We start from the raw sequence: 22,096 nt of genomic DNA on the forward strand, positions 1-22,096 counted from the left end.
TTTGGTCGGGACGGAGTGATTCGAACACTCGACCCCTTGCACCCCATGCAAGTGCGCTACCGGGCTGCGCTACGCCCCGACTACATTCTCGGTATTGCTGAGAACGGTGAAGAATCTACCTTAAGCTTTTGAATTTTGGAAGGATTATTTTCATGCCTCTTCCAAAACCCGGCCCGGGTCACTTCTTCAGCACCACCAGCACGTCTTCCAGCTCGACAATCATCTGCCGGATCAGTTGCTTGTACTGGGTGGTATCGTCCTTGGCCTCGTCACTGGACAGGCGCAACCTCGCACCGCCGATGGTGAAGCCCTGGTCGTAAAGCAAGGCGCGGATCTGGCGGATCATCAGCACGTCCTGGCGCTGGTAATACCGCCGGTTTCCGCGGCGCTTGACCGGATTGAGCTGCGGGAACTCCTGCTCCCAGTAACGGAGCACATGCGGTTTTACCGCACAGAGTTCACTGACCTCACCAATGGTGAAGTAACGTTTTCCCGGAATAGGCGGGAGCTCGTCGTTATGGCTTGGTTCCAGCATAAGCCTCAACCCGGGCCTTCAGTTTCTGCCCTGGACGAAAGGTGACGACGCGGCGTGCCGTGATCGGGATTTCTTCCCCGGTTTTGGGGTTGCGTCCCGGACGCTGGCGCTTGTCGCGCAGATCGAAGTTGCCGAAGCCGGACAACTTGACCTGCTCGTTGTCTTCAAGAGCGTGCCTGATTTCTTCAAAGAACAGTTCAACCAGTTCTTTGGCTTCACGCTTGTTCAGGCCCAACTCCTCGTACAGCCGTTCTGCCATCTCAGCTTTCGTCAGAGCACCCATACGCTATTTCCTTAACGTGGTGTTCAACCTTTGTTCGAGCGAGGTGAGGATATTCTGGGTCGTGGCATTCACCTCATCGTCGTTAAGAGTGCGCGATGGATGTTGCCAGGTCAAGCCGACTGCCAGGCTTTTTCTATCAGGATCAATACCTTTACCCTGGTAGACGTCAAACAGCCTGAGGTCGGTGAGCCATTCGCCTGCATTGTCACGAATTACTTCAAGTACCGAACTCGAAGCGACATCACGACCCGCGATCAAGGCCAGGTCACGGCGAACTTCCGGGAACTTCGACAGTTCATGGAACTTCGGCAGGCGCCCTTCCACTACTTCGCCCAGTACCAGCTCGAAGAGGAACACGGGACGGTCCAGACCGAGCGTCTTGGCCAGTTCCGGGTGCAGTGCACCGAGGAAACCGACTTCGCGACCGTTGCGCTCGATGCGCGCGGTCTGGCCCGGATGCAGTGCCGGGTGCTTGCCGGCAGCGAAGGTGAACTCGCCCAGCGAACCGGAGGAATTCAGCAGCGCTTCGACATCCGCTTTCACGTCGAAGAAGTCAATGCCTTCACGGCCGTTGGCCCAGGCTTCCGGCAGACGGCTACCGCACACCACACCGGCCAGCATCGGCTGCTGTTGCAGGCCTTCCAGCTGGCCCACGAAGCGCAGGCCGCTCTCGAACAGGCGCACGCGGTCCTGCTGGCGGTTGAGGTTATGTTGCAGCGCCTTGACCAGGCCTGGCCACAGGGACGCCCGCATGGCCGCCATGTCGCTGGAGATCGGGTTGGCCAGCAGCAGCGGCTCGACACCCGGGGTGAACAGCTCGAACAGTTTCGGATCGATGAAGCTGTAGGTAATCGCTTCCTGGTAGCCACGAGCAACCAGCAGACGGCGCAGGGCCGGCAACTCGCCACGGGCTTCGGCGCGGGCCTGAGGCGCCAGGCGTGCTTGCGGGTAACGAACCGGCAGGCGGTTGTAGCCGTACAGGCGGCCCAGCTCTTCGATCAAGTCGACTTCAAGGCTGATATCGAAGCGATGGCTTGGCACTTCGACCTGCCACTGGCCTTCGCCAGCGACGGTTTTCAAGCCCAGGGCGTTGAGCAGTTGCTCGACCTCGGCACTGGCCATTTCCATGCCCAGCATCTGGCTGATGCGCTCGGCACGCAGGGTGATCGGTGCAACCTGCGGCAGGTGCTGCTCGCTCAGCGTCTCGATGACCGGCCCGGCTTCACCGCCGACGATTTCCAGCAGCAGGCCGGTGGCACGCTCCATGGCTTCGCGGGCCAGCTGCGAGTCTACACCACGCTCGTAGCGGTGCGAGGCATCGGTATGCAGGCCGTAGGAACGGGCCTTGCCAGCGACGGAGATCGGCTCGAAGAACGCGCTTTCCAGGAAGATGTCGCGGGTGGTCGCGGACACGCCGCTATGCTCGCCGCCCATCACGCCAGCGATGGCCAGGGCACGGCTGTGGTCGGCGATGACCAGGGTGTCGGGACGCAGGGTGACTTCCTGGCCGTCCAGCAGGACCAGCTTCTCGCCCTCCTCCGCCATGCGCACGCGGATGCCGCCATTGATCTCGGCGAGATCGAAGGCGTGCAGCGGCTGACCCAGTTCGAGCATCACGTAGTTGGTGATATCGACGGCAGCGTCGATGCTGCGTACGTCGGCGCGACGCAGGCGTTCGACCATCCACAGCGGAGTCGGACGGGACAGATCGACATTACGGATCACCCGGCCCAGGTAACGCGGGCAGGCGGCAGGCGCCAGCACTTCCACCGGGCGCACTTCGTCATGCACAGGGGCGACCGCAGGGACCACCGGGCGGGTGACCGGTGCGGCGTACAGGGCGCCGACTTCGCGGGCCAGGCCGGCCAGGGACAGGCAGTCACCGCGGTTCGGGGTCAGGTCGACCTCGATGCTGGCGTCGTCCAGATCCAGGTATTCACGGATGTCCTGGCCAACCGGCGCATCGGCAGCCAGTTCCAGCAGGCCGTCGTTGTCGTCGCTGATCTGCAGCTCGGAGGCCGAGCAAAGCATGCCGTTGGACTCGACACCACGCAGCTTGGCCTTCTTGATCTTGAAATCGCCCGGCAGCTCGGCGCCGATCATGGCGAAGGGAATTTTCAGGCCCGGGCGCACGTTCGGTGCACCACAGACAACCTGGAACGTCTCGCTGCCGTTGCTCACCAGGCAAACGCGCAACTTGTCGGCGTCGGGGTGCTGCTCGGTGCTCAGCACCTCGCCCACCACGATACCGCTGAACTGGCCGGCGGCCGGGGTCACGCTGTCGACCTCAAGTCCGGCCATCGACAGACGGGCCACCAGCTCGTCACGGGAAACCTGCGGGTTGACCCAACCGCGCAGCCACTTTTCACTGAATTTCATCCTGCTCTCCTAAAGATTCGTTACGGGTGCGCGACCTAGCGAAATTGCGCGAGGAACCGCAAGTCGTTGTCGAAGAACAGGCGCAAATCGTTGACGCCGTAACGCAGCATGGCCAGGCGCTCGGCGCCCATGCCGAATGCGAAGCCGGAGAACTCTTCCGGATCGATCCCGGACATGCGCAGCACGTTCGGGTGCACCATGCCGCAGCCCATGACTTCCAGCCAACCCGTTTGCTTGCACACGCGGCAACCTTTGCCACTGCACATTACGCACTGGATATCGACTTCAGCCGATGGCTCGGTGAAGGGGAAGAACGACGGACGGAAACGCACCGCCAGCTCTTTCTCGAAGAAGACCCGCAGGAACTCCTCGATGGTGCCCTTGAGGTCGGCGAAATTGATGTCGCGATCCACCAGCAGGCCTTCGACCTGGTGGAACATCGGCGAGTGGGTCAGGTCCGAGTCGCAGCGATAGACGCGGCCCGGGCAGACAATGCGGATCGGCGGCTGCGAAGACTCCATGGTCCGCACCTGTACCGGCGAGGTGTGGGTCCGCAACAGCATGTTGGCATTGAAATAGAAGGTGTCGTGCATTGCCCGGGCCGGGTGGTGGCCGGGAATGTTGAGCGCTTCGAAATTGTGGTAGTCGTCTTCGACCTCGGGGCCCTCGGCGATGCCGTAGCCGATGTGGGTGAAGAACTGCTCGATGCGTTCGAGGGTACGGGTGATCGGGTGCAAGCCACCGGAGGTCTGGCCACGGCCCGGCAAGGTCACGTCAATGCATTCGGCCGCCAGGCGCGCGCTCAGTTCGGCCTCTTCGAAAGCGGCCTTGCGTGCATTGAGCACTTCGGTGACGCGCTCCTTGGCGTCGTTGATCAGGGCACCCACCTTCGGGCGCTCGTCAGCCGGCAGGTTGCCCAGGGTCTTCATCACCTGGGTCAGTTCGCCTTTCTTGCCAAGGAATTGAACCCGGATCTGCTCCAGGGCATTGATGTCTTCAGCGCGTTCCACAGCCTCCAGGGCTTGGGAGACCAGCGCATCCAGGTTTTCCATGTACAGACTCCAGATACGAAATAGGGGAAGAGCTTACAGGCTCTTCCCCTATCTATGACGTTTAACATCCGCCGCCGGATCCGGCGGCGGATGATTGTCGTGGGTACTTAAGCCAGAACGGCTTTAGCTTTCTCGACAATCGCAGCAAACGCCGCTTTTTCGTTCACTGCCAGATCAGCCAGAACCTTGCGGTCGATCTCGATGGACGCTTTCTTCAGACCGGCGATCAGACGGCTGTAGGACAGACCGTTGTTGCGAGCACCAGCGTTGATACGAGCGATCCACAGAGCGCGGAACTGACGTTTTTTCTGACGACGGTCGCGGTAGGCGTATTGGCCTGCCTTAATGACCGCTTGCTTGGCAACACGGAATACGCGGGAGCGCGCGCCGTAGTAGCCTTTAGCCAGTTTCAGAATTTTCTTGTGACGCTTACGAGCGATGACGCCACGCTTTACACGAGCCATGAGTTACTTCCTCTATCTTTGACCGAAATTAACGTACGCGCAGCATGCGCTCGACTTTTGCAACGTCCGACGGGTGCAGCAGGCTGCTACCACGCAGTTGACGCTTACGCTTGGTCGACATTTTGGTCAGGATGTGGCTCTTGAAAGCGTGCTTGTGCTTGAAGCCGGAAGCGGTTTTCAGGAAACGCTTCGCGGCACCGCTTTTGGTTTTCATTTTTGGCATGTTCGGATACTCCGCATTCAGTGGATAAACATAACCGCAAGGCCTGCCGTGCCCTGGTGGTTACTTCTTTTTCTTGGGGGCGATGACCATCATAAGCTGGCGTCCTTCCATCTTCGGATGCTGCTCAACGGTGCCGTATTCGGCGAGGTCAACCTCGACCCGCTTCAACAGCTCCATGCCCAGCTCCTGGTGGGCCATCTCACGACCACGGAATCTCAGAGAGATCTTGGCCTTGTCCCCATCACTAAGGAAACGTACCAGGTTGCGTAGTTTTACCTGGTAATCCCCTTCCTCCGTCCCTGGACGAAACTTGATTTCTTTGATCTGGATCTGCTTCTGGTTCTTCTTCGCCGCAGCCTGCTGCTTCTTTTTCTCGAAGAGGCTCTTGCCGTAGTCCATCACCCGGCATACAGGGGGTACAGCGTCAGCAGAAATTTCTACCAGGTCCAGCTTCGCTTCATCAGCGATACGAAGCGCTTCATCAATCGAGACGATGCCAATCTGCTCGCCGTCAGCGCCAATTAACCGAACCTCGCGTGCCGAGATATTCTCGTTGATCGGGGCCTTCGGTGCAGTTCGTTTATCCTGTCTCATATCACGCTTAATGGTAATTACTCCGAATCTTGGCGACCACGCCGGGAAACCGCTTGCGCAAGCAAGTCCGCGAACTGGGCGACGGGCATCGAGCCCAGGTCGGCACCTTCACGGGTACGCACAGCGACAGTTTGCGTTTCGACTTCCCGATCTCCAATAACCAAGAGATAGGGAACCTTGAGCAAGGTATGCTCGCGGATTTTAAAGCCGATCTTTTCATTTCTCAAGTCGGACTTGGCACGGAATCCGCTATTGGTCAGGGTTTTTTCCACCTGCTGGGCGAATTCGGCCTGTTTGTCGGTGATATTCATCACCACAGCCTGGGTCGGCGCCAGCCAGGCCGGGAATGCACCTTCGTAGTGCTCGATCAGAATTCCGACGAAACGCTCGAACGAACCGAGGATGGCGCGGTGCAGCATCACCGGATGCTTGCGGCCGTTGTCTTCGGAAACATACTCGGCGCCGAGGCGGATCGGCAGGTTGAAGTCCAGTTGCAGGGTACCGCACTGCCAGACACGCCCCAGGCAGTCCTTGAGCGAGAACTCGATCTTCGGACCATAGAAGGCGCCCTCGCCCGGCTGCAGATCATACGGCAGGCCTGCGTTGTCCAGTGCAGCGGCCAGTGCGGCCTCGGCACGGTCCCACAGCTCGTCGGAGCCGACGCGCTTTTCGGGACGGGTGGACAGCTTGAGCTGGATGTCCTGGAAACCGAAGTCGGAGTACACATCCATGGTCAGCTTGATGAACGCTGCCGATTCGGACTGCATCTGCTCTTCCGTGCAGAAGATATGCGCGTCGTCCTGGGTGAAGCCGCGCACACGCATGATGCCGTGCAGGGCGCCGGAGGCCTCGTTACGGTGGCAGGCGCCGAATTCGGCCAGGCGCAGCGGCAACTCGCGATAGCTCTTGAGCCCCTGATTGAACACCTGCACGTGGCACGGGCAGTTCATCGGCTTGACCGCGTAGTCACGGTTTTCCGACTGAGTGGTGAACATGTTGTCGGCGTAGTTGGCCCAGTGTCCGGACTTTTCCCACAGGGTGCGATCGACCACCTGCGGCGTCTTGATCTCCAGGTAGCCGTTCTCGCGCTGGACCTGACGCATGTACTGTTCCAGTACCTGGTACAGGGTCCAGCCATTCGGGTGCCAGAACACCATGCCCGGGGCTTCTTCCTGGAGGTGGAACAGGCCGAGGCGCTTGCCGATCTTGCGGTGATCGCGTTTTTCCGCTTCCTCGATGCGCTGGATATAGGCAGCCAGTTGCTTCTTGTCGGCCCAGGCGGTGCCGTAGACGCGCTGCAGCTGCTCGTTCTTGGCGTCGCCGCGCCAGTAGGCGCCGGACAGCTTGGTCAGCTTGAACGACTTGAGGAAACGGGTGTTCGGCACGTGCGGGCCGCGGCACATGTCGACATATTCTTCGTGATAGTACAGGCCCATCGCCTGCTCATCGGGCATGTCCTCGACCAGGCGGAGCTTGTAATCCTCGCCACGGGCCTTGAACACTTCGATCACCTCGGCGCGCGGGGTGACCTTCTTGATGACATCGTAGTCCTTGTCGATCAGCTGCTGCATGCGCTGCTCGATCGCCGCCATGTCTTCAGGCGTGAAAGGACGCTCGTAGGCGATGTCGTAGTAGAAGCCTTCGTCGATGACCGGACCGATGACCATTTTCGCGGTCGGGTACAGCTGTTTCACTGCGTGACCAACAAGGTGCGCGCAGGAGTGACGAATGATTTCCAGCCCCTCTTCGTCCTTGGGCGTGATGATTTGCAGGCTAGCGTCGTGCTCGATCAGGTCGCAGGCATCGACCAGCTTGCCGTCGACCTTGCCGGCCACGGTGGCCTTGGCCAAACCTGCGCCAATGGATGCAGCGACCTCGGCAACGGTAACCGCCTTGTCGAACGTGCGTTGACTGCCATCGGGAAGAGTAATTACGGGCATGGCGCCTCCTCTCCTAGTGGTGACCCCTACCAAAGGTCACGTGGGTTGGGATGAGCCAGTACGCGATTCGCCCCTGTCCTTCCTTGCGGAAGGCCTGCCTCACAGTGGCAGAAGTCGGATGCCTGCCAGGGAACGAACCAGAGTGACTGGAACAGAAATAAGTGGGTACGGGACACGCGAAGCAGAAGCCCAGCGAACCCGAGCCGGGCATCCTAGCACAGGGATCGAGCGCTGCGGCCCGCTGAACCCCCGACAAGGAGAAATATTTGGAAAAAAGACCGTTCAGTGAACTCCAGCGGTTTTTTCCCGCTCAGAGTCATTGAAGCGTCCTACTCTTCCATGAGACCGAAACCCAAGGAGTGCCTGGTTATGCGACTTCATTCTCTTCTTGCACTGGCTGCCGCCGGATCCCTGCTGCTGCCCCTGGCCGCCAATGCCGGACCATGGCCCGCAGGCAAGAAAGGCGAATACATGGATCAGTGCGTACAGGTTGCCAGCAGCCAGCAAGGTGTCACCGCCGCCCAGGCAGACAAGCACTGCAAATGCGGCGCAGACGCCATCGAGAAGAACTTCACCACCGCGGAAATCGAACAACTGGACAGCAAGGCCGGCGTAGACGCCAAGCTGAGGGACAGGGCCCAGGCAGCTGTGAAAGCCGCCTGCGCGCCTAAACAGTGAGGCTGATCCGGCTCAATCTTGCGCCAGATCAGCATTCGATGAAGCTAAAAGCCACCACTTGCGAATAATTAGACTATGATGATCAAGTGCATCCTGTTGGCTCTCGGCGACACCGCACTACCGAAAATCTAGTTTCTGGAGATACACCCCATGTCCAATCGCCAAAACGGCACCGTTAAATGGTTCAACGATGAGAAAGGCTACGGCTTCATCACTCCTGCAGGCGGCGGCGATGACCTGTTCGTCCACTTCAAGGCGATCGAATCCGACGGTTTCAAATCCTTGAAAGAAGGCCAGACCGTATCCTTCGTGGCCGAGAAAGGCCAGAAAGGCATGCAGGCTGCACAGGTTCGTCCAGAGTAACCCTCTGCCGAATGAAAAAACCCGTCGCTTGCGACGGGTTTTTTTATTGGCGCAACAAATCAGCCGCAATTGACGCGATTGACGATGCCCTTGTCATCGGCATGCAGGTTCAACCGCTCGGAGCGATACTCCAGGGTGATCGCATCGGTAGGTTTCAGGATACGCGCCAACTGTGCGCCGCTTGCCTTGCGCGCCTGCTCCAGCAGATCGGCAGACGCAGGCTTGCCAACGACAAACCCGGCATTGCCAGCGTCGCAACGACCATCAGTGTTCGCAGGAGCCACCGGCTCGGGCGTCTTCGATACACTGCCGCCGCTGCTGCAGCCTGCCAGAACGGCGGCAGCCAAAAGGCTCGCCAGTGACGCACGCAAATGAAACATGAATCCTCCTAAGGGATGCTGAATGCTGTTCGATCCGACAGCATCTGATTCCGATTGTTGCAAAAGCGGGTCAGTTTGCCTGAGCAACAGGCCCAAGAAAAATGACAATAGTGTCTGGAATTTGCACCAATTGTTTCAGTAGAGGTCGATATAGTCGCTGACAGGCCTTGGCCAGTTATCCAGCAGGACCTTGAACACCTGCCGGACCCACCTGTCATCTTCCGCAGCCGCCGCCCCTACACAGCCGGAACCGGCTGCCCAGGTTTCCAGCCGGAACAGCAAGCCATCCAGTTGCGCGCCACCAACCACTTCGGACAACCAGGCCTGCCCCGCTCGACTGACACGCAACTGGTTGTGCTTCATCGGATTGCCGCTGGCAAGCAACTGCCGGACATTGTCGAGGGTGAATTGCCGGGGGTCGTTGAGATCGATGGTCATGCCGCGGTCCTGCCGGAGAAATACCGATAGTTTGCCATGTCGGCATCCTTATGCCTAAGTCGCAGAGCGACCTCCCCTGGAACACGGTTAAACTGAAAGCACCGCACCGAACCCGGTCATGCAAGCACAGGGACCCTGGAACCAGCGGCATGCTTTCAATAAAACGGCAACCGTGAGATCTCCATGACCAGCCACAGCATCGATGCCGACATCAAGGTCAAATGGCCTGAAGGACAGAGCGCCTATAGCCCGGGAACAGCGGAAGAACTGAGCCTTATCGCAATCGACCTGCTGGTCAAGGAGATGGGTAGCGATGCCGCCCGCCTCTTCATCGACCAGGTCTTCGAGCGCTACCGGAACGACCCGCTGGCTGCTCATCCCCATGACGTCAGCCACCGAGCTCTTCCAGACGAGGAATCGACGGCTGGGCCCCTGCGCGAGTAACGGAAATCGCAGCAGCACGCTGGCCAAAAAGAATCGACTCATGCTCGGTGCAGCCGCGAGCCAAAGCCGCCGCGAACGCACCGACGAAGGTATCGCCGGCCGCCGTGGTATCGACTGCTTGCACCACTGGCGCGGCGAAATGCTCGCTTCCCCGGGCACTGACCAGTACCGCGCCTTGCGCCCCAAGTGTAACGATCACCCGAACCGCGCCCAGGCCGCGTAGATGCCGGCCTGCCTCCTGCGCCGAGGACAGGTCGTCCACGGGCAGGCCGGTCAGGGCCGCCGCCTCGCTTTCGTTGGGAATCAGGTAGTCGACGGAGGCCAGCCACTCCACGGGCAATGGACCGTCGACCGGCGCAGGATTGAGAATCACCGTCTTGCCCAGTTGCCGCGCTCGTGCAAGGGCAAATGCCACGGTATCCGGCGGTACCTCCATCTGGCAGACGACCACATCCGCCCCCTGCAGCATCGCGTCGAAACGTTCTATCAAGCGAGAGGACAGGCAACCATTGCTGCCCGCGACAATGACGATGGTGTTCTGGCTGGCTGCATCCACCACGATCAACGCCACACCGCTGGACATGCCGGCAACCACCTCGAGCGCTCGACAGTCGATACCCTCTGCAATCAGGCCCTCGCGCAGCGACTGGCCATAGGCATCATCACCGACACAACCGATCATCGCCACCTCGGCCCCGAGCCTTGCAGCGGCGACCGCCTGGTTCGCCCCCTTGCCCCCGGGGACCGTGGTGAAAGATTCTCCCGCCAGGGTCTCCCCTGCTCGTGGCAGACGCTGTGCGCGAGTCACCAGGTCCATGTTGAGACTGCCGATCACCACAACCCTGCCCTGCATGATGCGCCCTCAGCCCTCTGCGCCGAACAGGTCAGGACTGCGCCCGGTAGACTCGCGCAGGACGATCTTCGGCGCGACGATCCGCTGTTCCACAGGTAGCGTTCCAGCAGCCACTATGCGCCGCAACAGCATCGACGCAGCCATCTCGCCAAGGTCACGGATGGACTGCCCGACCGTGGTCAACGCCGGATAGACGTACTGGCACATCTGGATATCGTCGAAACCGATCACCGACAACTCGCCCGGCACCGTGATATGACGCTCGGCAGCAGCGCGCAATACACCCATGCCGATCATGTCGTTGCCGGCGAAGATCGCCGTCGGGCGGTCGCCGGCGAGCAGGCGGGCTGCCGCACCATAACCACCAAGGCTGGTGAACTCACTGCTGAGCACCCGCCCCTCGGGCAAGCTCACCCCCGCTTCAGCCAGGGCCCGCCGGAAGCCGGCAAGGCGCATCTTCGCCACGCTGGTCTGCGCCGGGCCATTGATGCAGGCGATATCCACGTGCCCCAGATCAAGCAGGTGTCGGGTCGCCAGGTAGGCTCCCTGCTCGTGGTCGATGCGCACGAGATCGGCGTCCACCCCCTCCAGCTCGCGATCGAGAATGACCATGGGGGTTCGCACACCTGACAGGCTCTCGAGCAGATCGCGCTCCTCCCCTACCGAAGCCACGATCAGGCCGTCGATGCGCTTTTCCAGCAGCACCCGCAAATAACTGCGCTGCTTTTTCGGGTTGTCGTCGGAATTGCACAGAATGACGCAATAGCCGTTCCGCTCGCAGGCATCCTCGATTCCCCGGGCCAGCTCGGCAAAATACGGGTTGACGCTATTGGGCACCAGCAGACCGATGGTTGCGGTGCTGCGGGCCTTGAGGGAGCGTGCCACTGCACTGGGCACATAGTCGAGTTCGGCGATCGCGGCCTCGACCTTCAAACGCACCGGCTCGCTGACCGGCCGGGTCTTGTTCAGCACATGGGACACGGTGGTATAGGAAATTCCAGCCAGTGCCGCTACGTCTTTTATGGTTGCCATGCTTTCAATTCCACCGACTTGTGCGCCGGCTGCGATAAGTGTCGATAATCACGGCGATCACGATGACCGCTCCGGTAATGATGCGCTTTGTCGGCTCCGACGCCCCGATTTGCGCCAGCCCCGCCGCCAGCACGGAAATGATCAGTACGCCGAAGAACGTACTGACCACCGAGCCACGCCCGCCCATCAGGCTGGTACCACCGATCACCACGGCGGCGATGACCTGCAGCTCCAGGCCGGAGCCGGCATTGGGGTCGGCCGCCTCCAGCCGGGAGACCTGGAACAATGCCGCCAGGCCGGCAAGCAACCCCATCAGGGCAAACACGAGGATCCGGTAGGGACGGGGATCGACCCCGGCCAGGCGCACGGCCTCTTCATTGGTGCCGATTGCGACCAGATAGCGGCCGAAGACCGTACGCACCAGCACCAATTGGGCCAACACGATCACAGCCAGGGCAATCAGGAACGACGGCGAAATGCCAAAGGCGATGGGATCGGACAACCAGGCCAGGGCATCCCCGACATAGGCAGTGCGCGAATCGGTCAGTTGATAGGCAGCACCCCTGGCCATCTCCAGCACACCAAGGGATACGATGAAGGAAGGAATACGCCAGGCTACGGTGATGGATCCGGTAAGGCTGCCGACCAGGGCCGCACTGCCCATGCCCAGCAAGGCTGCCGGCAATACACTCCAGCCCCAACCCAGCATGGCGACGCTCACCACCGAACCCGCGAGGGCCAGCACCGAGCCGACGGAGAGATCGATTCCGCCGATGACCAGCACGAACGTCATGCCTACCGCCAGCACCATCAGATCGGGAATCTGGTTGGCAAGCGTGCTGAAGGTCGCATAGGACAGGAAATGGCTGCTGAGCAGGGAAAACAGGGCAACCATGCCCAGCAGGGCACCTGCAAGGCCGAAGCAGGTGCCGAACGCAAGCCGACCGGGGGCACGCTTGGCCGTCGGCGCAGTACCCAGGGAGGATGTCTTCATAGCGCATTTCCCGGCGCTGCCGCGGACGACAGCGCTTCAGGTTCGTGATAGCCGGAAAAGGCCGCAGCCAGCAGGTTGTCCTGGCTCCAGTCGCCCCGCTCGAAGGTACTCACCAGCCGCCCCGCACTGAGCACACCGATACGGTCGGATACCAGCATCAACTCGCGCAGGTCGCTGGATACCACCACCAGCGCCTTGCCCTGGCGAGTCAGTTCGGCAAGCAGATGATAGATATCCAGCTTCGCGCCGACGTCGATGCCCCGGGTCGGTTCGTCGAACAACAACACCTGGCAGTCCCGTTCGAGCCATCGGCCGATCACGACCTTCTGCTGATTACCGCCGGACAGCTCCCTGACCAACTGCTCCGATCCTGCGCTACGTATGCCCAGGGCAGCGATGCACCGTTCGGCCAGCGCCCGCTCGGCGCTTTGGCTCACCATACCCGCGCGGGATACCGCTGCGAGGTTCCCCAGGACCAGGTTGGCACTGACCGACTCGCCCGGAAGCAGACCCTGGCCCTTGCGGTCCTCGCTGATCAGGGCAATGCCAAGACGCGCCGCCGCCATCGGCGAATCGATGCGGCATTTCCGCAGTGGCCGGCCCACCTCCAGCGTGCCGTGATCGGCAGGGTCTGCGCCGTAGATCAGGCGCAGCAGTTCGGTACGTCCTGCGCCCACCAGGCCGAACAACCCGAAGACCTCGCCAGCCCGCACTTCGAACGAAACATCGACGACCTTTTCTCCTCGCCCCAGGCCGCGGACCCGCAGCAACGGCTCGCCAATCCGCCGATCCGGCGCCTGGATATGCTCGACCAGCTCCCGCCCCGCCATCAACCTGAGCAACTCCTGGCTGCTGTAGCGCAGGATCGGCTCGACGCAGACCAGCTGGCCATCGCGCAGCACCGCGATACGTTGCGCGATGCGCCTGAGCTCTTCCAATCGGTGGGAGATATAAAGCACCGCGACTCCGCGCTCACGCAGGAGCTCTATCTGCTCGAAAAGCAGTTCAACCTCATGCGCCGTGAGCATGGCAGTGGGCTCGTCGAGAATCAGCAGATGGCAGTCGCCGATAAGGTTGCGGGCGATCTCCACCATCTGCTGGTGGCCTATGCCCAGCTCTGCCACCGGCGTATCCGGATCGATAGCCTGCAGCCCCATGCGCGCCATGGCCACCCCGGCCTGGCGCCGCAGGCGCTTGCGATCGATCCAGCCGAAGCGTCCGGGCAACTGGTTGAGGAACAGGTTTTCCGCAACGCTGAGGGTCGGCAGCAGGTTGAGTTCCTGCATCACCATTCGTACACCCAGGCGCTCGGCAACAGTGCGACTGCCTGGCTGGTAGGGACGCCCCTGGAACTCCATGCTTCCGGCGCTGGCCGGTTCCAGGCCGGCGATGATCCGCGACAGCGTACTCTTGCCCGCGCCATTCTCGCCGGTAAGCGCCACTACCTCGCCGCGCCGAAGGGTAAGGTCGATGCCGCCAAGCACCTGCTGGGCGTAGGTCTTGCCTACCCCGCTGACGGTCAGTAGCACGTCGGTGCTCATTGTTTGCCGACCACCAGGTCGACCGGCGTCTGGATGACATTGTCGCCATCCACCTCTGGCTTTTCGCCGTTGAGCATCTTCAACGCCGCCTCGATGCCAAATACTGCCTGTCGGGCGGCATACTGGTCGGCGCTGGCGAGCACACGCCCGTCGGCCAGCATCGGCGCAATGGCCTTGATGTTGTCGTACCCCACCACCTGAACCTGACCGCTACGCCCCGTCGAGCGCACCGCCGAGACCGCGCCCAGTGCCATGCTGTCGTTGCCTGCAAGCAAGGCCTTGAGATTGGGGTATTCGTTGATCATCGCCGACGCAACGGCATTGCCCTTGTTGATTTCCCAGTTGCCGGACTGTACCGAGACAACCTTCATCTGCGCTGCCTCCATCGCGTCCTGGAAGCCGGCGGTACGTTGCTGCGCATTGGTGGTAGTCGGCACTCCTTCGATGATGCCGACCTCGTCACCGGCCTTGAGCCTGCTCGCCAGGTAGTCGCCGACCAGACGCGCGCCCTTGCGGTTGTCCGGCCCGACGAAGGGCACGCTGAGTTGCTTGCTCGCAAGCACCCCGGGATCGAGGCGGTTATCGATATTGATCACGATGATGCCGGCATCCATGGCGCGCTTGATCACTGGCACCAGTGCCTTGGAATCGGCAGGTGCGATTACCAGGGCATCCACCCTGGAGACGATCATCTGCTCGACGATACGGATCTGCGCGCCAGTATCGGATTCGTCCTTGATGCCGTTGGACACCAGCTCGAAGTCATCCGGGTGTTCTTTCTGATAGGCCTTGGCGCCATCCTCCATGGTCAGGAAGAACTCGTTGGCGAGGGACTTCATGACCAGGGCAACCTTGGGGCGGTCTTCGGCGCAGGCGACGGAAGCAGTGAAAAGAACGGCGAGTACGGCCAAGGCCCGGATCCGTCCAAGGGAAGGCAAATGCATGAAGTTCACTCCGTTTTTTGCTTTTTTATCGGATAGCAAACGTTTGCTGTACGCAACTATGAAAGCGGCACAGGGCTTTGTCAAATAGGCAGCCGCCACGCGACGATATCCGGGGAATTGTCGCTCAAACGCCTGGAAATCCAAACTTTCAATAGCCCGGAATTCCAGAGGGAACAAAGTGCCTTTTCGATTTCGGGCAGAGGGCCAGCTTTCGCGGAGTCCTACATGAGCTATGCGAACGCGCATTGAAAATTGTTTTGCCGCCGATGCAGCAAAACTGCGGCGAAGCAGTCATACACCCTCTTCGAACCGACTAGCTGTTGCGAAAAATCCTACAGTTAAATACTGTATGCGCATACAGCAAAAACAAGGAACACTTTCGTGGCTACTCCCTCCGCTACCACGCCAGCCAGCAGTTATGAGCAACTCGGCGTGCGCATCCAGAAAATCATCAATTCCCCGACCGCCCAGCGCTCGAAGGCGGCGCTGATCTTTCGCCTCGAACAGGAGTCCTCGGACGACTGGGAAACCCTGCTCGAGGAAATAGCAGAGAACGACAACGTCACCCTCGCCCATCGCGACGATGGCGGCGTGCAGATTTTCTGGACGGTGCCGAAGGAAGACTGACGCGGATGAGATTCATGTTTTTGGCAGCCAGCTGCCTGTTGTTCAGCCTCACCGCCCACGCAGACGCACCCCGGACTTTCAGCGAAGCGAAGAAGATCGCCTGGCGCTTGTACGCCCCGCAATCGACGGAGTTCTATTGCGGTTGCAAGTACACCGGGAACAAGGTGGACCTTGCTGGCTGTGGCTACGTCCCGCGCAAGAATGCCAACCGCGCCTCGCGGATCGAGTGGGAGCACATAGTGCCGGCCTGGCAGATCGGTCATCAGCGCCAATGCTGGCAAAGCGGTGGACGCAAGAACTGTTCGCGCAACGATACCCTGTACCAGCGTGCAGAAGCCGACCTGCACAACCTGGTGCCGAGCATCGGCGAGGTGAATGGTGATCGCAGCAACTTCGCTTTCGGCTGGCTGCCCGAGCAACACGGGCAATATGGTTCGTGCCTGACCCAGGTGGATTTCAAGGCGAAAAAGGTCATGCCGCGCCCTTCCATTCGAGGAATGATCGCGCGCACCTACTTCTACATGAGCAAGCAATATGACCTGCGCTTGTCCAGGCAAGACCGCCAGTTGTACGAAGCCTGGAACAAGACCTATCCGGCGCAGGCCTGGGAGCGCCAACGCAACCAGCGCGTAGCGTGCGTAATGGGCCACGGCAACGAATTCGTCGGCCCGGTTGATCTCAAGGCTTGCAGTTGAAGTCAGGCCAGCGTCTGTAGATAGGCACTGGCCTGCTGGCAACGCTGCAGTCGGGCAATGTCGGCAGGGCCTGCAACCTGGATGCGGCCCGGATCGCTTTCATCGGCCAGGTCCGCCAGCTTGACTGCCCGGGCCAGCGGGTCACTGCCGATCCTGGCAACGAATTCCTCGTCGCTTTCATCGCACCGTGGACTCAACGCCTGCACCGCAGCGAGGATCTTCAGGGCGAAGCCTTCGCGCGCCAGATCGGACAGGGTCATGGGTGAATCCTGAAGCACCTCGTGCAGCACTGCGACGATGCGCTGCTCGGTAGTCGAAACCCGCAGCATCACCCGCAATGGATGCAGGATGTACGCAGCGCCGCCTTTGTCACGGTGCCCTTCATGGGCACGGGCTGCAACCGTAATGGCTCGCTCCAGCGTGGACATGGCCCCCTCCTCACCGTTGCCGCACTCATTGAAACACCTCTATCAATGAGCATAGACCGACAATGCGCCAATACCGTTCCAGAGGACATTACACAAAGGATTATCGCGGGGCGCCGTGCTGGATGACCACCGAGTCGGTGCCCAGGCGTGCCATTACATCGTCTTTGCTGGCCACGGCCTCGGCCTTTTCCATGAACGGCCCGAGAAGGACAACAGGCTTGCCGTCACGGTACACCACCGAGGACGGGATGCCCTTCTCGATCAGGCGCGCGGTGATATCGCTCAACGCCCCCATGTTCGGCCCCTGGACGATTTCCACATCCCACCCCTGCGGTGCCGGGTCGTTGGCGAGGGCATCGGCACGACGCTGCAGGTCAGCACCACCGCAGACTTCCCGGATACGCAAGTCGTTGCCGGTTTCGTCGATGATGACGTTGTAATCCGCGCCGTTCTTGATCGCTACGTAGCTGCGGTATGGCAGGTAGTTGCCGTTGTCGTCCTTGCCGCGGAACTGGCCACAGATATCGCCCTTGGTATTGAACCGCACGTTGGCGAACTTGGCCGTCTTCGGATTCTGCAGGTGCTCGGCGACCTGCTTGTGCACCCGCTCGGCATCGTTGTCACAGCCGGCCAGGGCCAGCACTGCCATTACCACCGCCACTTTGCGCACGCGCTTACCTCCTGAATTCAAGCGGCGGATTCTAGCACCCGGCCACACTCCCGGTCCGCTACTCCTTGACGCAGTCCACGGTGTACACCCGCCCACCATCTGTTTCCTGATGTTGCAAACCATGCACGTCGGCGACGAATCCGGGAAAACCGGTGTCGAAAGCCCGCGCGAAAGCGAGGTAATCGATGATCGACCGGGTCGCCTCGGTGAAGCGCTCACCAGGCATGATCAGCGGAATGCCCGGTGGATACGGGACCAGCATCACCGCGGCGACACGGCCCAGCAACTGCTCGATAGGAACCGCCTCCACTTCACCGCGAACGAGCTTGTCGTAGGCCATGGACGGTTTCATCACCACTTCCGGCAACCGGGTGTAGAGGCGCTTGAGCTGCTTGGCAGTAGCATTGCTGCGATAACAGGCATGCAGCTGATCGCATAGATCACGCAACCCCATGCCACGGTAACGCTGCGGATCCAGGCTGGCGACGCACGGCAGGCAGTGGGCCAGCTCGGTATTGGCATCGTAGCTGCGCTTGAACTCCAGCAGTTCGGTGAGCAACGTGCTCCATTTGCCCTTGGTGATCCCCATCGAAAACAGCACCAGGAAGGAGTAGAGCCCGGTCTTTTCCACCACCAGGCCGCGTTCCCAGAGGAATTTGCTGACCACCGCCGCGGGAATGCCATTGCGATCCAGGCTTCCCGCCGCATCCAGGCCGGGCATGACCAGGGTCACCTTGATCGGGTCGAGCAGCACGTAGTCCTCGCCGAGATCACCGAAGCCGTGCCACTGCGCCTGGGGCTCGAGCAGCCAGTCTTCCGTGGCGACACGATGGATACCCTCGACCCGCGGCGGCTGCCAGACGCTGAACCACCAGTCGTCGGCACCAAGGTGTTCGCGCAGGTTGGCCAGGGCGCGCCGGAAGCTCAGGGCCTCGTCGAACATTTCCTGAAGCAGCGAGCGCCCCGCCGGCCCTTCCATCATCGCCGAGGACACATCCAGAGAGGCCAGGATGCTGTACTGGGGCGAGGTGGAAATGTGCATCATGAACGCTTCATTGAAACGGTCGCGGTCCAGCTGTCGACGACCGCCATCCTGCACATGGATCATCGATGCCTGGCTGAAGGCGGCAAGCAGCTTGTGGGTGGAGTGGGTACTGAACACCAGCGGGCTTTCGGCGCTGCGCGAGGTGCCCATGGCGTAGCGTCCGGCAAAAAATTCGTGGAAGGCCGCATAGGCGTACCAGGCCTCGTCGAAATGCAGGACCTCGACGCTGTTGCCAAGGGTCTGCTTGATCATCTCGGCGTTGTAGCACAAGCCGTCATAGGTGGAGTTGGTCACCACCGCCATCTTGACCCGCGCCTCACGCCCCCTGGCGAGCGGATTGGCAAGGATCTTGGCCTGGATCGACTCGGGGCTGAACTCGCTGAGTGGAATCGGCCCGATGATGCCCAGCTCGTTGCGTTCCGGACACAGGTACAGGGGAATCGCGCCGGTCATGATGATCGCGTGGAGCACCGACTTGTGGCAGTTGCGATCCACCAGCACGAGGTCATCGCGGCCCACCATCGAATGCCAGACGATCTTGTTCGCCGTCGAAGTGCCGTTGATCACGAAGAACGTGTGGTCGGCACCGAAATTGCGCGCGGCGCGGGCTTCGGCCTCTGCCAAGGGGCCCGTGTGATCCAGCAACGAGCCCAGTTCCGGCACGGAAACCGAGAGGTCGGAGCGCAGGGTGTTCTCCCCGAAAAACTGGTGAAACGCCTGCCCTACCGGACTCTTGCGATAGGCTACGCCGCCACCGTGGCCCGGGGTATGCCACGAGTAATTGGATTGCGCGGTGTGCTGCACCAGCGCCTTGAAAAATGGCGGCAGCAGGCCGTCGAGGTAATTGTGCGCAGCGCGGGCAACCTGGCGAGCGAGAAAAGGCACGGTGTCTTCGAACAGGTACAGGATGCCGCGCAACTGGTTCAGCTCGCTCATCGCATCGGCGGGGGCGTTTTCCAGGGTGACCTGCTCGCCCAGGGCGAAGATCGGCAAATGGGGCGCACGGGAGCGGGCCAGGCGAATCAGTTCGACCATGTTCTGCAACAGATGGGTGTTCTCGCCGGCGCCCTCTGCGGCGATCAGCATGCAGGCGAGGCCGTGATGGGTGGCGGCGACCAGGCGACCTTCGGCGTAGTCGATGGCGCTGAGGATGGTGAAACCGTCCTGGGCCAGCTCCTGGGCAATGCCACGGACACGATCACCGGCCACGGTGTCGGACTTGATGTCACGGTGAACGATGAGAACGGGAAACTTGAGGTCCTTGTACATGAGCGGCGTTACCTTCTTCCTGCGACAGGCCTCGTGGGCCGTTCATCTCAGGGTAGAAGGTCGCCGCGATGGCGCGCGGGAAATGCCTCAGTTGCCCTGCGCCAGTTGCTGCCACAGGGCCGGCGCACCGGCGGACTTGGCCACCGCTTCGAGGCGGGCAAGGTGGGCTTCGAGTTCCTCGGGCGTGGCGCGGATGATACGTCCGGCCTGCCGGCTGGCGGGCAGCCGGCGGATCTCGCTGCCCTGGTTCGCCGCACCTTCACCCTCGCCCTCGGTGCCAGCCAGCGACAGGCTGGTCTGGCCACCGGTCATCGCCAGGAAGACATCGGCGAGCAACTCGGAGTCGAGCAAGGCGCCGTGCAGTTCACGACCGGAGTTGTCGATGCCGTAGCGTTTGCACAAGGCATCGAGGCTGTTGCGCTGACCCGGATGGCGCTCGCGGGCCATCATCAGGGTGTCGAGAATCTCGCAATGCTGCGACAGGTCGGCGCGATCCTGCTGGCCGATCAGGGCGAATTCATTGTTGAGGAAGCCAACGTCGAACGATGCGTTGTGGATGACCAGGCGCGCGCCCTGGATGAACTCGAAGAACTCGTCGGCGACTTCAGCGAAGCGCGGCTTGCCCACCAGGAAGGCGTCGGTGATGCCGTGAACGCCAATGGCAGCCTCGTCGCTTGGACGATCCGGCTGCAGATAGACGTGGAAGTGACGCCCGCTCAGACGCCGCCCGATCAGTTCGACACAACCGATCTCGATGACCCGGTGGCCATCGGTCACCGGCATACCGGTGGTTTCGGTATCGAGGACTACCGACCTGTTGTTTTGCAAATCCACGCCGGTGATCTCCTGCCGTGTTGCTGAAAGCGGCGAATCTTAACCCAGCTTCGCCATTGCGTCCCGGAGATTCATCGACAGGCGCCTCAGCGCATGCCGCGGACCTCGTCGACTCCGCGATTGGCCAACTGGTCGGCACGTTCGTTGCCGTGATGGCCGATATGGCCGCGTACCCATTGCCACTTGACCTTGTGCCGGTTGACCTGCTCGTCGAGCAACTGCCAGAGATCGGCGTTCTTCACCGGTTCCTTGGCGGCCGTCTTCCAGCCCCGTTTCTTCCAGTTGGTCATCCACTCGGTGATGCCTTTCATCACGTACTGGGAGTCGGTCACCAGAAGCACCTCGCACTCGCGGCGCAGCGCCTCCAGGCCCTTGATGGCCGCCATCAGTTCCATGCGGTTGTTGGTGGTTTCCCGCTCGCCACCCCAGAGCTCCTTCTCGACCCCCTTGTAGATCATCAGGACGCCCCACCCGCCGGGGCCGGGATTGCCCTTGCAGGCACCATCGGTGTAGATCTCGACGCTATCGCTCATGTACAGCCTTTTTCATCGTTGAAAGGTCTGCCTTCCGGGTGGGGCGCCTGGCGATTGACCTTGGCCAGCGGCAGCGGCAGCAGCTTGCCCATCGGCTCGCGGCGCTCCTGGCGCAACGGTCGCAGGCCGACCACCATCTTGCGCGCGACAAGCAGGTAGACCCCGCCACCGGAGCCCTGCCAGCGCCCGGCAAGACGCTCCCACCCCGCCAACCTGGCTTGCCAGGCCGGCGAGGCAAGCGGCGGACGATAGCACCCGAACCGGCGTTTCTCCAGCGCGAACCCCAGCAGGTTGAGCCAGTCGCCAACCCGCGACGGCGAGATGCAGCGAGCCTTGCGCAAGGCATCGTGGGCAAATACACGACGAATGCCCCAACTGCTCCAGGGGTTGATGCCGACGATCAGCAGGTGCCCTCCGGGGCGCACACTGCTGGCCGCTTCGCGGAGCAGGCCGTGGGGCGACAGGGAAAAGTCCAGGCCGTGTTGCAGTACCACCACGTCGGCCGCATGTTCGCTGAGCGGCCAGGCCTGCTCCTCGCAAACGATTTCGACTCCCGGCAGTGGCGCACCGAGCCGCACGTTGCGCTGCACCTGGGGGGCCGTGGGGGGCGGCTCGGCGCCAGGCCCGTAATGGACCAGATAGCCACCAAAATAACGGCCCAGTTCGTCCTCGAGCAGGCGCTGCTCCTCGGCGAGCATCAGTTGCCCCAAGGGGCCGGCGAACCAGTCGCGGGCCAGGCTGATCAGTTCGAGCCATTGCGGATCGGCGTGGGCGAAGGCTTGATCGGTCATTGCATTCTCCCTTGAAGGTTCTCGATGGAACACATAGCTACTAAGATGCACCCTTGTCCCACGTTTG

At 61.3% G+C, this 22,096-nt stretch carries 26 protein-coding genes and 1 tRNA gene; 5 read left to right on the plus strand and 22 right to left on the minus strand.

All coding sequences use genetic code 11. From position 1 onward, the window contains the following. Nucleotides 1–2: 2 nt before the first annotated feature. From ACKLLE_RS04120 to thrS, 9 genes are all read right to left on the minus strand, one after another. A tRNA-Pro gene (locus ACKLLE_RS04120) sits at nucleotides 3–79 on the minus strand. 99 nt (nucleotides 80–178) lie between these two features. Next, a complete protein-coding gene (locus ACKLLE_RS04125) occupies nucleotides 179–535 on the minus strand; it encodes a MerR family transcriptional regulator (RefSeq protein WP_009394050.1) in 357 nt (118 codons plus the stop codon). Next, nucleotides 516–818: an integration host factor subunit alpha gene (gene ihfA, locus ACKLLE_RS04130; protein ID WP_009394049.1), complete on the minus strand. Its 303-nt coding sequence runs from the start codon at nucleotides 816–818 to the stop codon at nucleotides 516–518. The genes ACKLLE_RS04125 and ihfA overlap by 20 nt, the downstream gene beginning before the upstream one ends. Before the next feature lie 3 nt (nucleotides 819–821). Further along, on the minus strand, nucleotides 822–3,197 hold the full coding sequence (gene pheT, locus ACKLLE_RS04135; protein WP_420056972.1) for a phenylalanine--tRNA ligase subunit beta: 2,376 nt from the start codon (nucleotides 3,195–3,197) through the stop codon (nucleotides 822–824). Between the two features lie 35 nt (nucleotides 3,198–3,232). Beyond that, complete coding sequence (gene pheS, locus ACKLLE_RS04140; protein ID WP_009394047.1) at nucleotides 3,233–4,249, minus strand: phenylalanine--tRNA ligase subunit alpha; 1,017 nt, start codon at nucleotides 4,247–4,249, stop codon at nucleotides 3,233–3,235. A 107-nt stretch (nucleotides 4,250–4,356) separates the two neighbouring features. After that, entirely contained in the window at nucleotides 4,357–4,713 is a 357-nt protein-coding gene (gene rplT, locus ACKLLE_RS04145; protein ID WP_009394046.1) for a 50S ribosomal protein L20, read from the minus strand. 28 nt (nucleotides 4,714–4,741) lie between these two features. After that, nucleotides 4,742–4,936: a 50S ribosomal protein L35 gene (rpmI, locus tag ACKLLE_RS04150; protein WP_009394045.1), complete on the minus strand. Its 195-nt coding sequence runs from the start codon at nucleotides 4,934–4,936 to the stop codon at nucleotides 4,742–4,744. Nucleotides 4,937–4,996: 60 nt separating this feature from the next. Further along, nucleotides 4,997–5,548, minus strand: a complete 552-nt coding sequence (gene infC, locus ACKLLE_RS04155; protein ID WP_170395068.1) for a translation initiation factor IF-3 — start codon at nucleotides 5,546–5,548, stop codon at nucleotides 4,997–4,999. After that, nucleotides 5,548–7,470: a threonine--tRNA ligase gene (gene thrS / locus ACKLLE_RS04160; RefSeq protein WP_009394043.1), complete on the minus strand. Its 1,923-nt coding sequence runs from the start codon at nucleotides 7,468–7,470 to the stop codon at nucleotides 5,548–5,550. Before thrS ends, infC begins: the two co-directional genes overlap by 1 nt. A 369-nt stretch (nucleotides 7,471–7,839) precedes the next feature. Between thrS and ACKLLE_RS04165 the strand changes: the two genes are divergently transcribed. Both ACKLLE_RS04165 and ACKLLE_RS04170 read left to right on the plus strand, forming a co-directional pair. Further along, nucleotides 7,840–8,148: a hypothetical protein gene (locus tag ACKLLE_RS04165; RefSeq protein WP_420056973.1), complete on the plus strand. Its 309-nt coding sequence runs from the start codon at nucleotides 7,840–7,842 to the stop codon at nucleotides 8,146–8,148. A gap of 150 nt (nucleotides 8,149–8,298) precedes the next feature. Further along, complete coding sequence (locus tag ACKLLE_RS04170) at nucleotides 8,299–8,511, plus strand: cold-shock protein (protein ID WP_064301762.1); 213 nt, start codon at nucleotides 8,299–8,301, stop codon at nucleotides 8,509–8,511. A 59-nt stretch (nucleotides 8,512–8,570) separates the two neighbouring features. Here the strand turns inward: ACKLLE_RS04170 and ACKLLE_RS04175 are convergent, their stop codons facing one another. Continuing rightward, nucleotides 8,571–8,891: an I78 family peptidase inhibitor gene (locus ACKLLE_RS04175; RefSeq protein WP_420056974.1), complete on the minus strand. Its 321-nt coding sequence runs from the start codon at nucleotides 8,889–8,891 to the stop codon at nucleotides 8,571–8,573. 135 nt (nucleotides 8,892–9,026) lie between these two features. Next, complete coding sequence (locus ACKLLE_RS04180; RefSeq protein WP_420056975.1) at nucleotides 9,027–9,329, minus strand: hypothetical protein; 303 nt, start codon at nucleotides 9,327–9,329, stop codon at nucleotides 9,027–9,029. 183 nt (nucleotides 9,330–9,512) lie between these two features. Between ACKLLE_RS04180 and ACKLLE_RS04185 the strand changes: the two genes are divergently transcribed. Next, a complete protein-coding gene (locus ACKLLE_RS04185; protein WP_009400229.1) occupies nucleotides 9,513–9,773 on the plus strand; it encodes a hypothetical protein in 261 nt (86 codons plus the stop codon). Here the strand turns inward: ACKLLE_RS04185 and rbsK are convergent. Genes rbsK through ACKLLE_RS04210 form a run of 5 tightly spaced genes read right to left on the minus strand, consistent with a single transcriptional unit; the run spans nucleotide 9,718 to nucleotide 15,137 of the window. After that, entirely contained in the window at nucleotides 9,718–10,626 is a 909-nt protein-coding gene (rbsK, locus tag ACKLLE_RS04190) for a ribokinase (RefSeq protein ID WP_420056976.1), read from the minus strand. The genes ACKLLE_RS04185 and rbsK overlap by 56 nt on opposite strands. Nucleotides 10,627–10,635: 9 nt before the next feature. Beyond that, a complete protein-coding gene (locus ACKLLE_RS04195; RefSeq protein WP_064301766.1) occupies nucleotides 10,636–11,658 on the minus strand; it encodes a LacI family DNA-binding transcriptional regulator in 1,023 nt (340 codons plus the stop codon). Nucleotides 11,659–11,662: 4 nt separating this feature from the next. After that, a complete protein-coding gene (locus tag ACKLLE_RS04200; protein WP_064301767.1) occupies nucleotides 11,663–12,652 on the minus strand; it encodes an ABC transporter permease in 990 nt (329 codons plus the stop codon). Beyond that, nucleotides 12,649–14,193: a sugar ABC transporter ATP-binding protein gene (locus tag ACKLLE_RS04205; protein WP_420056977.1), complete on the minus strand. Its 1,545-nt coding sequence runs from the start codon at nucleotides 14,191–14,193 to the stop codon at nucleotides 12,649–12,651. Before ACKLLE_RS04205 ends, ACKLLE_RS04200 begins: the two co-directional genes overlap by 4 nt. Further along, nucleotides 14,190–15,137: a sugar ABC transporter substrate-binding protein gene (locus ACKLLE_RS04210; protein WP_420056978.1), complete on the minus strand. Its 948-nt coding sequence runs from the start codon at nucleotides 15,135–15,137 to the stop codon at nucleotides 14,190–14,192. The genes ACKLLE_RS04205 and ACKLLE_RS04210 overlap by 4 nt, the downstream gene beginning before the upstream one ends. A 381-nt stretch (nucleotides 15,138–15,518) precedes the next feature. Here ACKLLE_RS04210 and ACKLLE_RS04215 point away from each other — a divergent pair, with 381 nt between their 5' ends. Further along, entirely contained in the window at nucleotides 15,519–15,764 is a 246-nt protein-coding gene (locus ACKLLE_RS04215; protein WP_064301770.1) for a DUF1654 domain-containing protein, read from the plus strand. A 5-nt stretch (nucleotides 15,765–15,769) separates the two neighbouring features. Continuing rightward, a complete protein-coding gene (locus ACKLLE_RS04220) occupies nucleotides 15,770–16,459 on the plus strand; it encodes an endonuclease (protein ID WP_420056979.1) in 690 nt (229 codons plus the stop codon). A 2-nt stretch (nucleotides 16,460–16,461) separates the two neighbouring features. Here the strand turns inward: ACKLLE_RS04220 and ACKLLE_RS04225 are convergent, their stop codons facing one another. The 6 genes from ACKLLE_RS04225 to ACKLLE_RS04250 form a co-directional block, all read right to left on the minus strand. Further along, nucleotides 16,462–16,887, minus strand: a complete 426-nt coding sequence (locus ACKLLE_RS04225) for a hypothetical protein (protein WP_064301771.1) — start codon at nucleotides 16,885–16,887, stop codon at nucleotides 16,462–16,464. Between the two features lie 100 nt (nucleotides 16,888–16,987). Continuing rightward, on the minus strand, nucleotides 16,988–17,557 hold the full coding sequence (locus tag ACKLLE_RS04230) for an SPOR domain-containing protein (protein ID WP_064301772.1): 570 nt from the start codon (nucleotides 17,555–17,557) through the stop codon (nucleotides 16,988–16,990). A 58-nt stretch (nucleotides 17,558–17,615) separates the two neighbouring features. Next, the gene (locus ACKLLE_RS04235; protein ID WP_420056980.1) at nucleotides 17,616–19,871 is read right to left on the minus strand and encodes an Orn/Lys/Arg family decarboxylase; all 2,256 of its coding nucleotides are present in this window, start codon (nucleotides 19,869–19,871) and stop codon (nucleotides 17,616–17,618) included. Between the two features lie 87 nt (nucleotides 19,872–19,958). Beyond that, nucleotides 19,959–20,705: a DNA polymerase III subunit epsilon gene (dnaQ, locus tag ACKLLE_RS04240; RefSeq protein ID WP_009400247.1), complete on the minus strand. Its 747-nt coding sequence runs from the start codon at nucleotides 20,703–20,705 to the stop codon at nucleotides 19,959–19,961. A gap of 86 nt (nucleotides 20,706–20,791) precedes the next feature. Further along, nucleotides 20,792–21,238: a ribonuclease HI gene (rnhA, locus tag ACKLLE_RS04245; RefSeq protein ID WP_009400248.1), complete on the minus strand. Its 447-nt coding sequence runs from the start codon at nucleotides 21,236–21,238 to the stop codon at nucleotides 20,792–20,794. After that, nucleotides 21,235–22,029 carry a methyltransferase domain-containing protein gene (locus ACKLLE_RS04250; RefSeq protein ID WP_064301774.1) on the minus strand — a complete coding sequence of 265 codons (795 nt, stop codon included), beginning with the start codon at nucleotides 22,027–22,029 and terminating at the stop codon, nucleotides 21,235–21,237. The genes rnhA and ACKLLE_RS04250 overlap by 4 nt, the downstream gene beginning before the upstream one ends. Nucleotides 22,030–22,096: the final 67 nt, after the last annotated feature.

The organism is Pseudomonas bharatica, from assembly GCF_048586865.1.
Lineage (GTDB): Bacteria > Pseudomonadota > Gammaproteobacteria > Pseudomonadales > Pseudomonadaceae > Aquipseudomonas > Aquipseudomonas bharatica.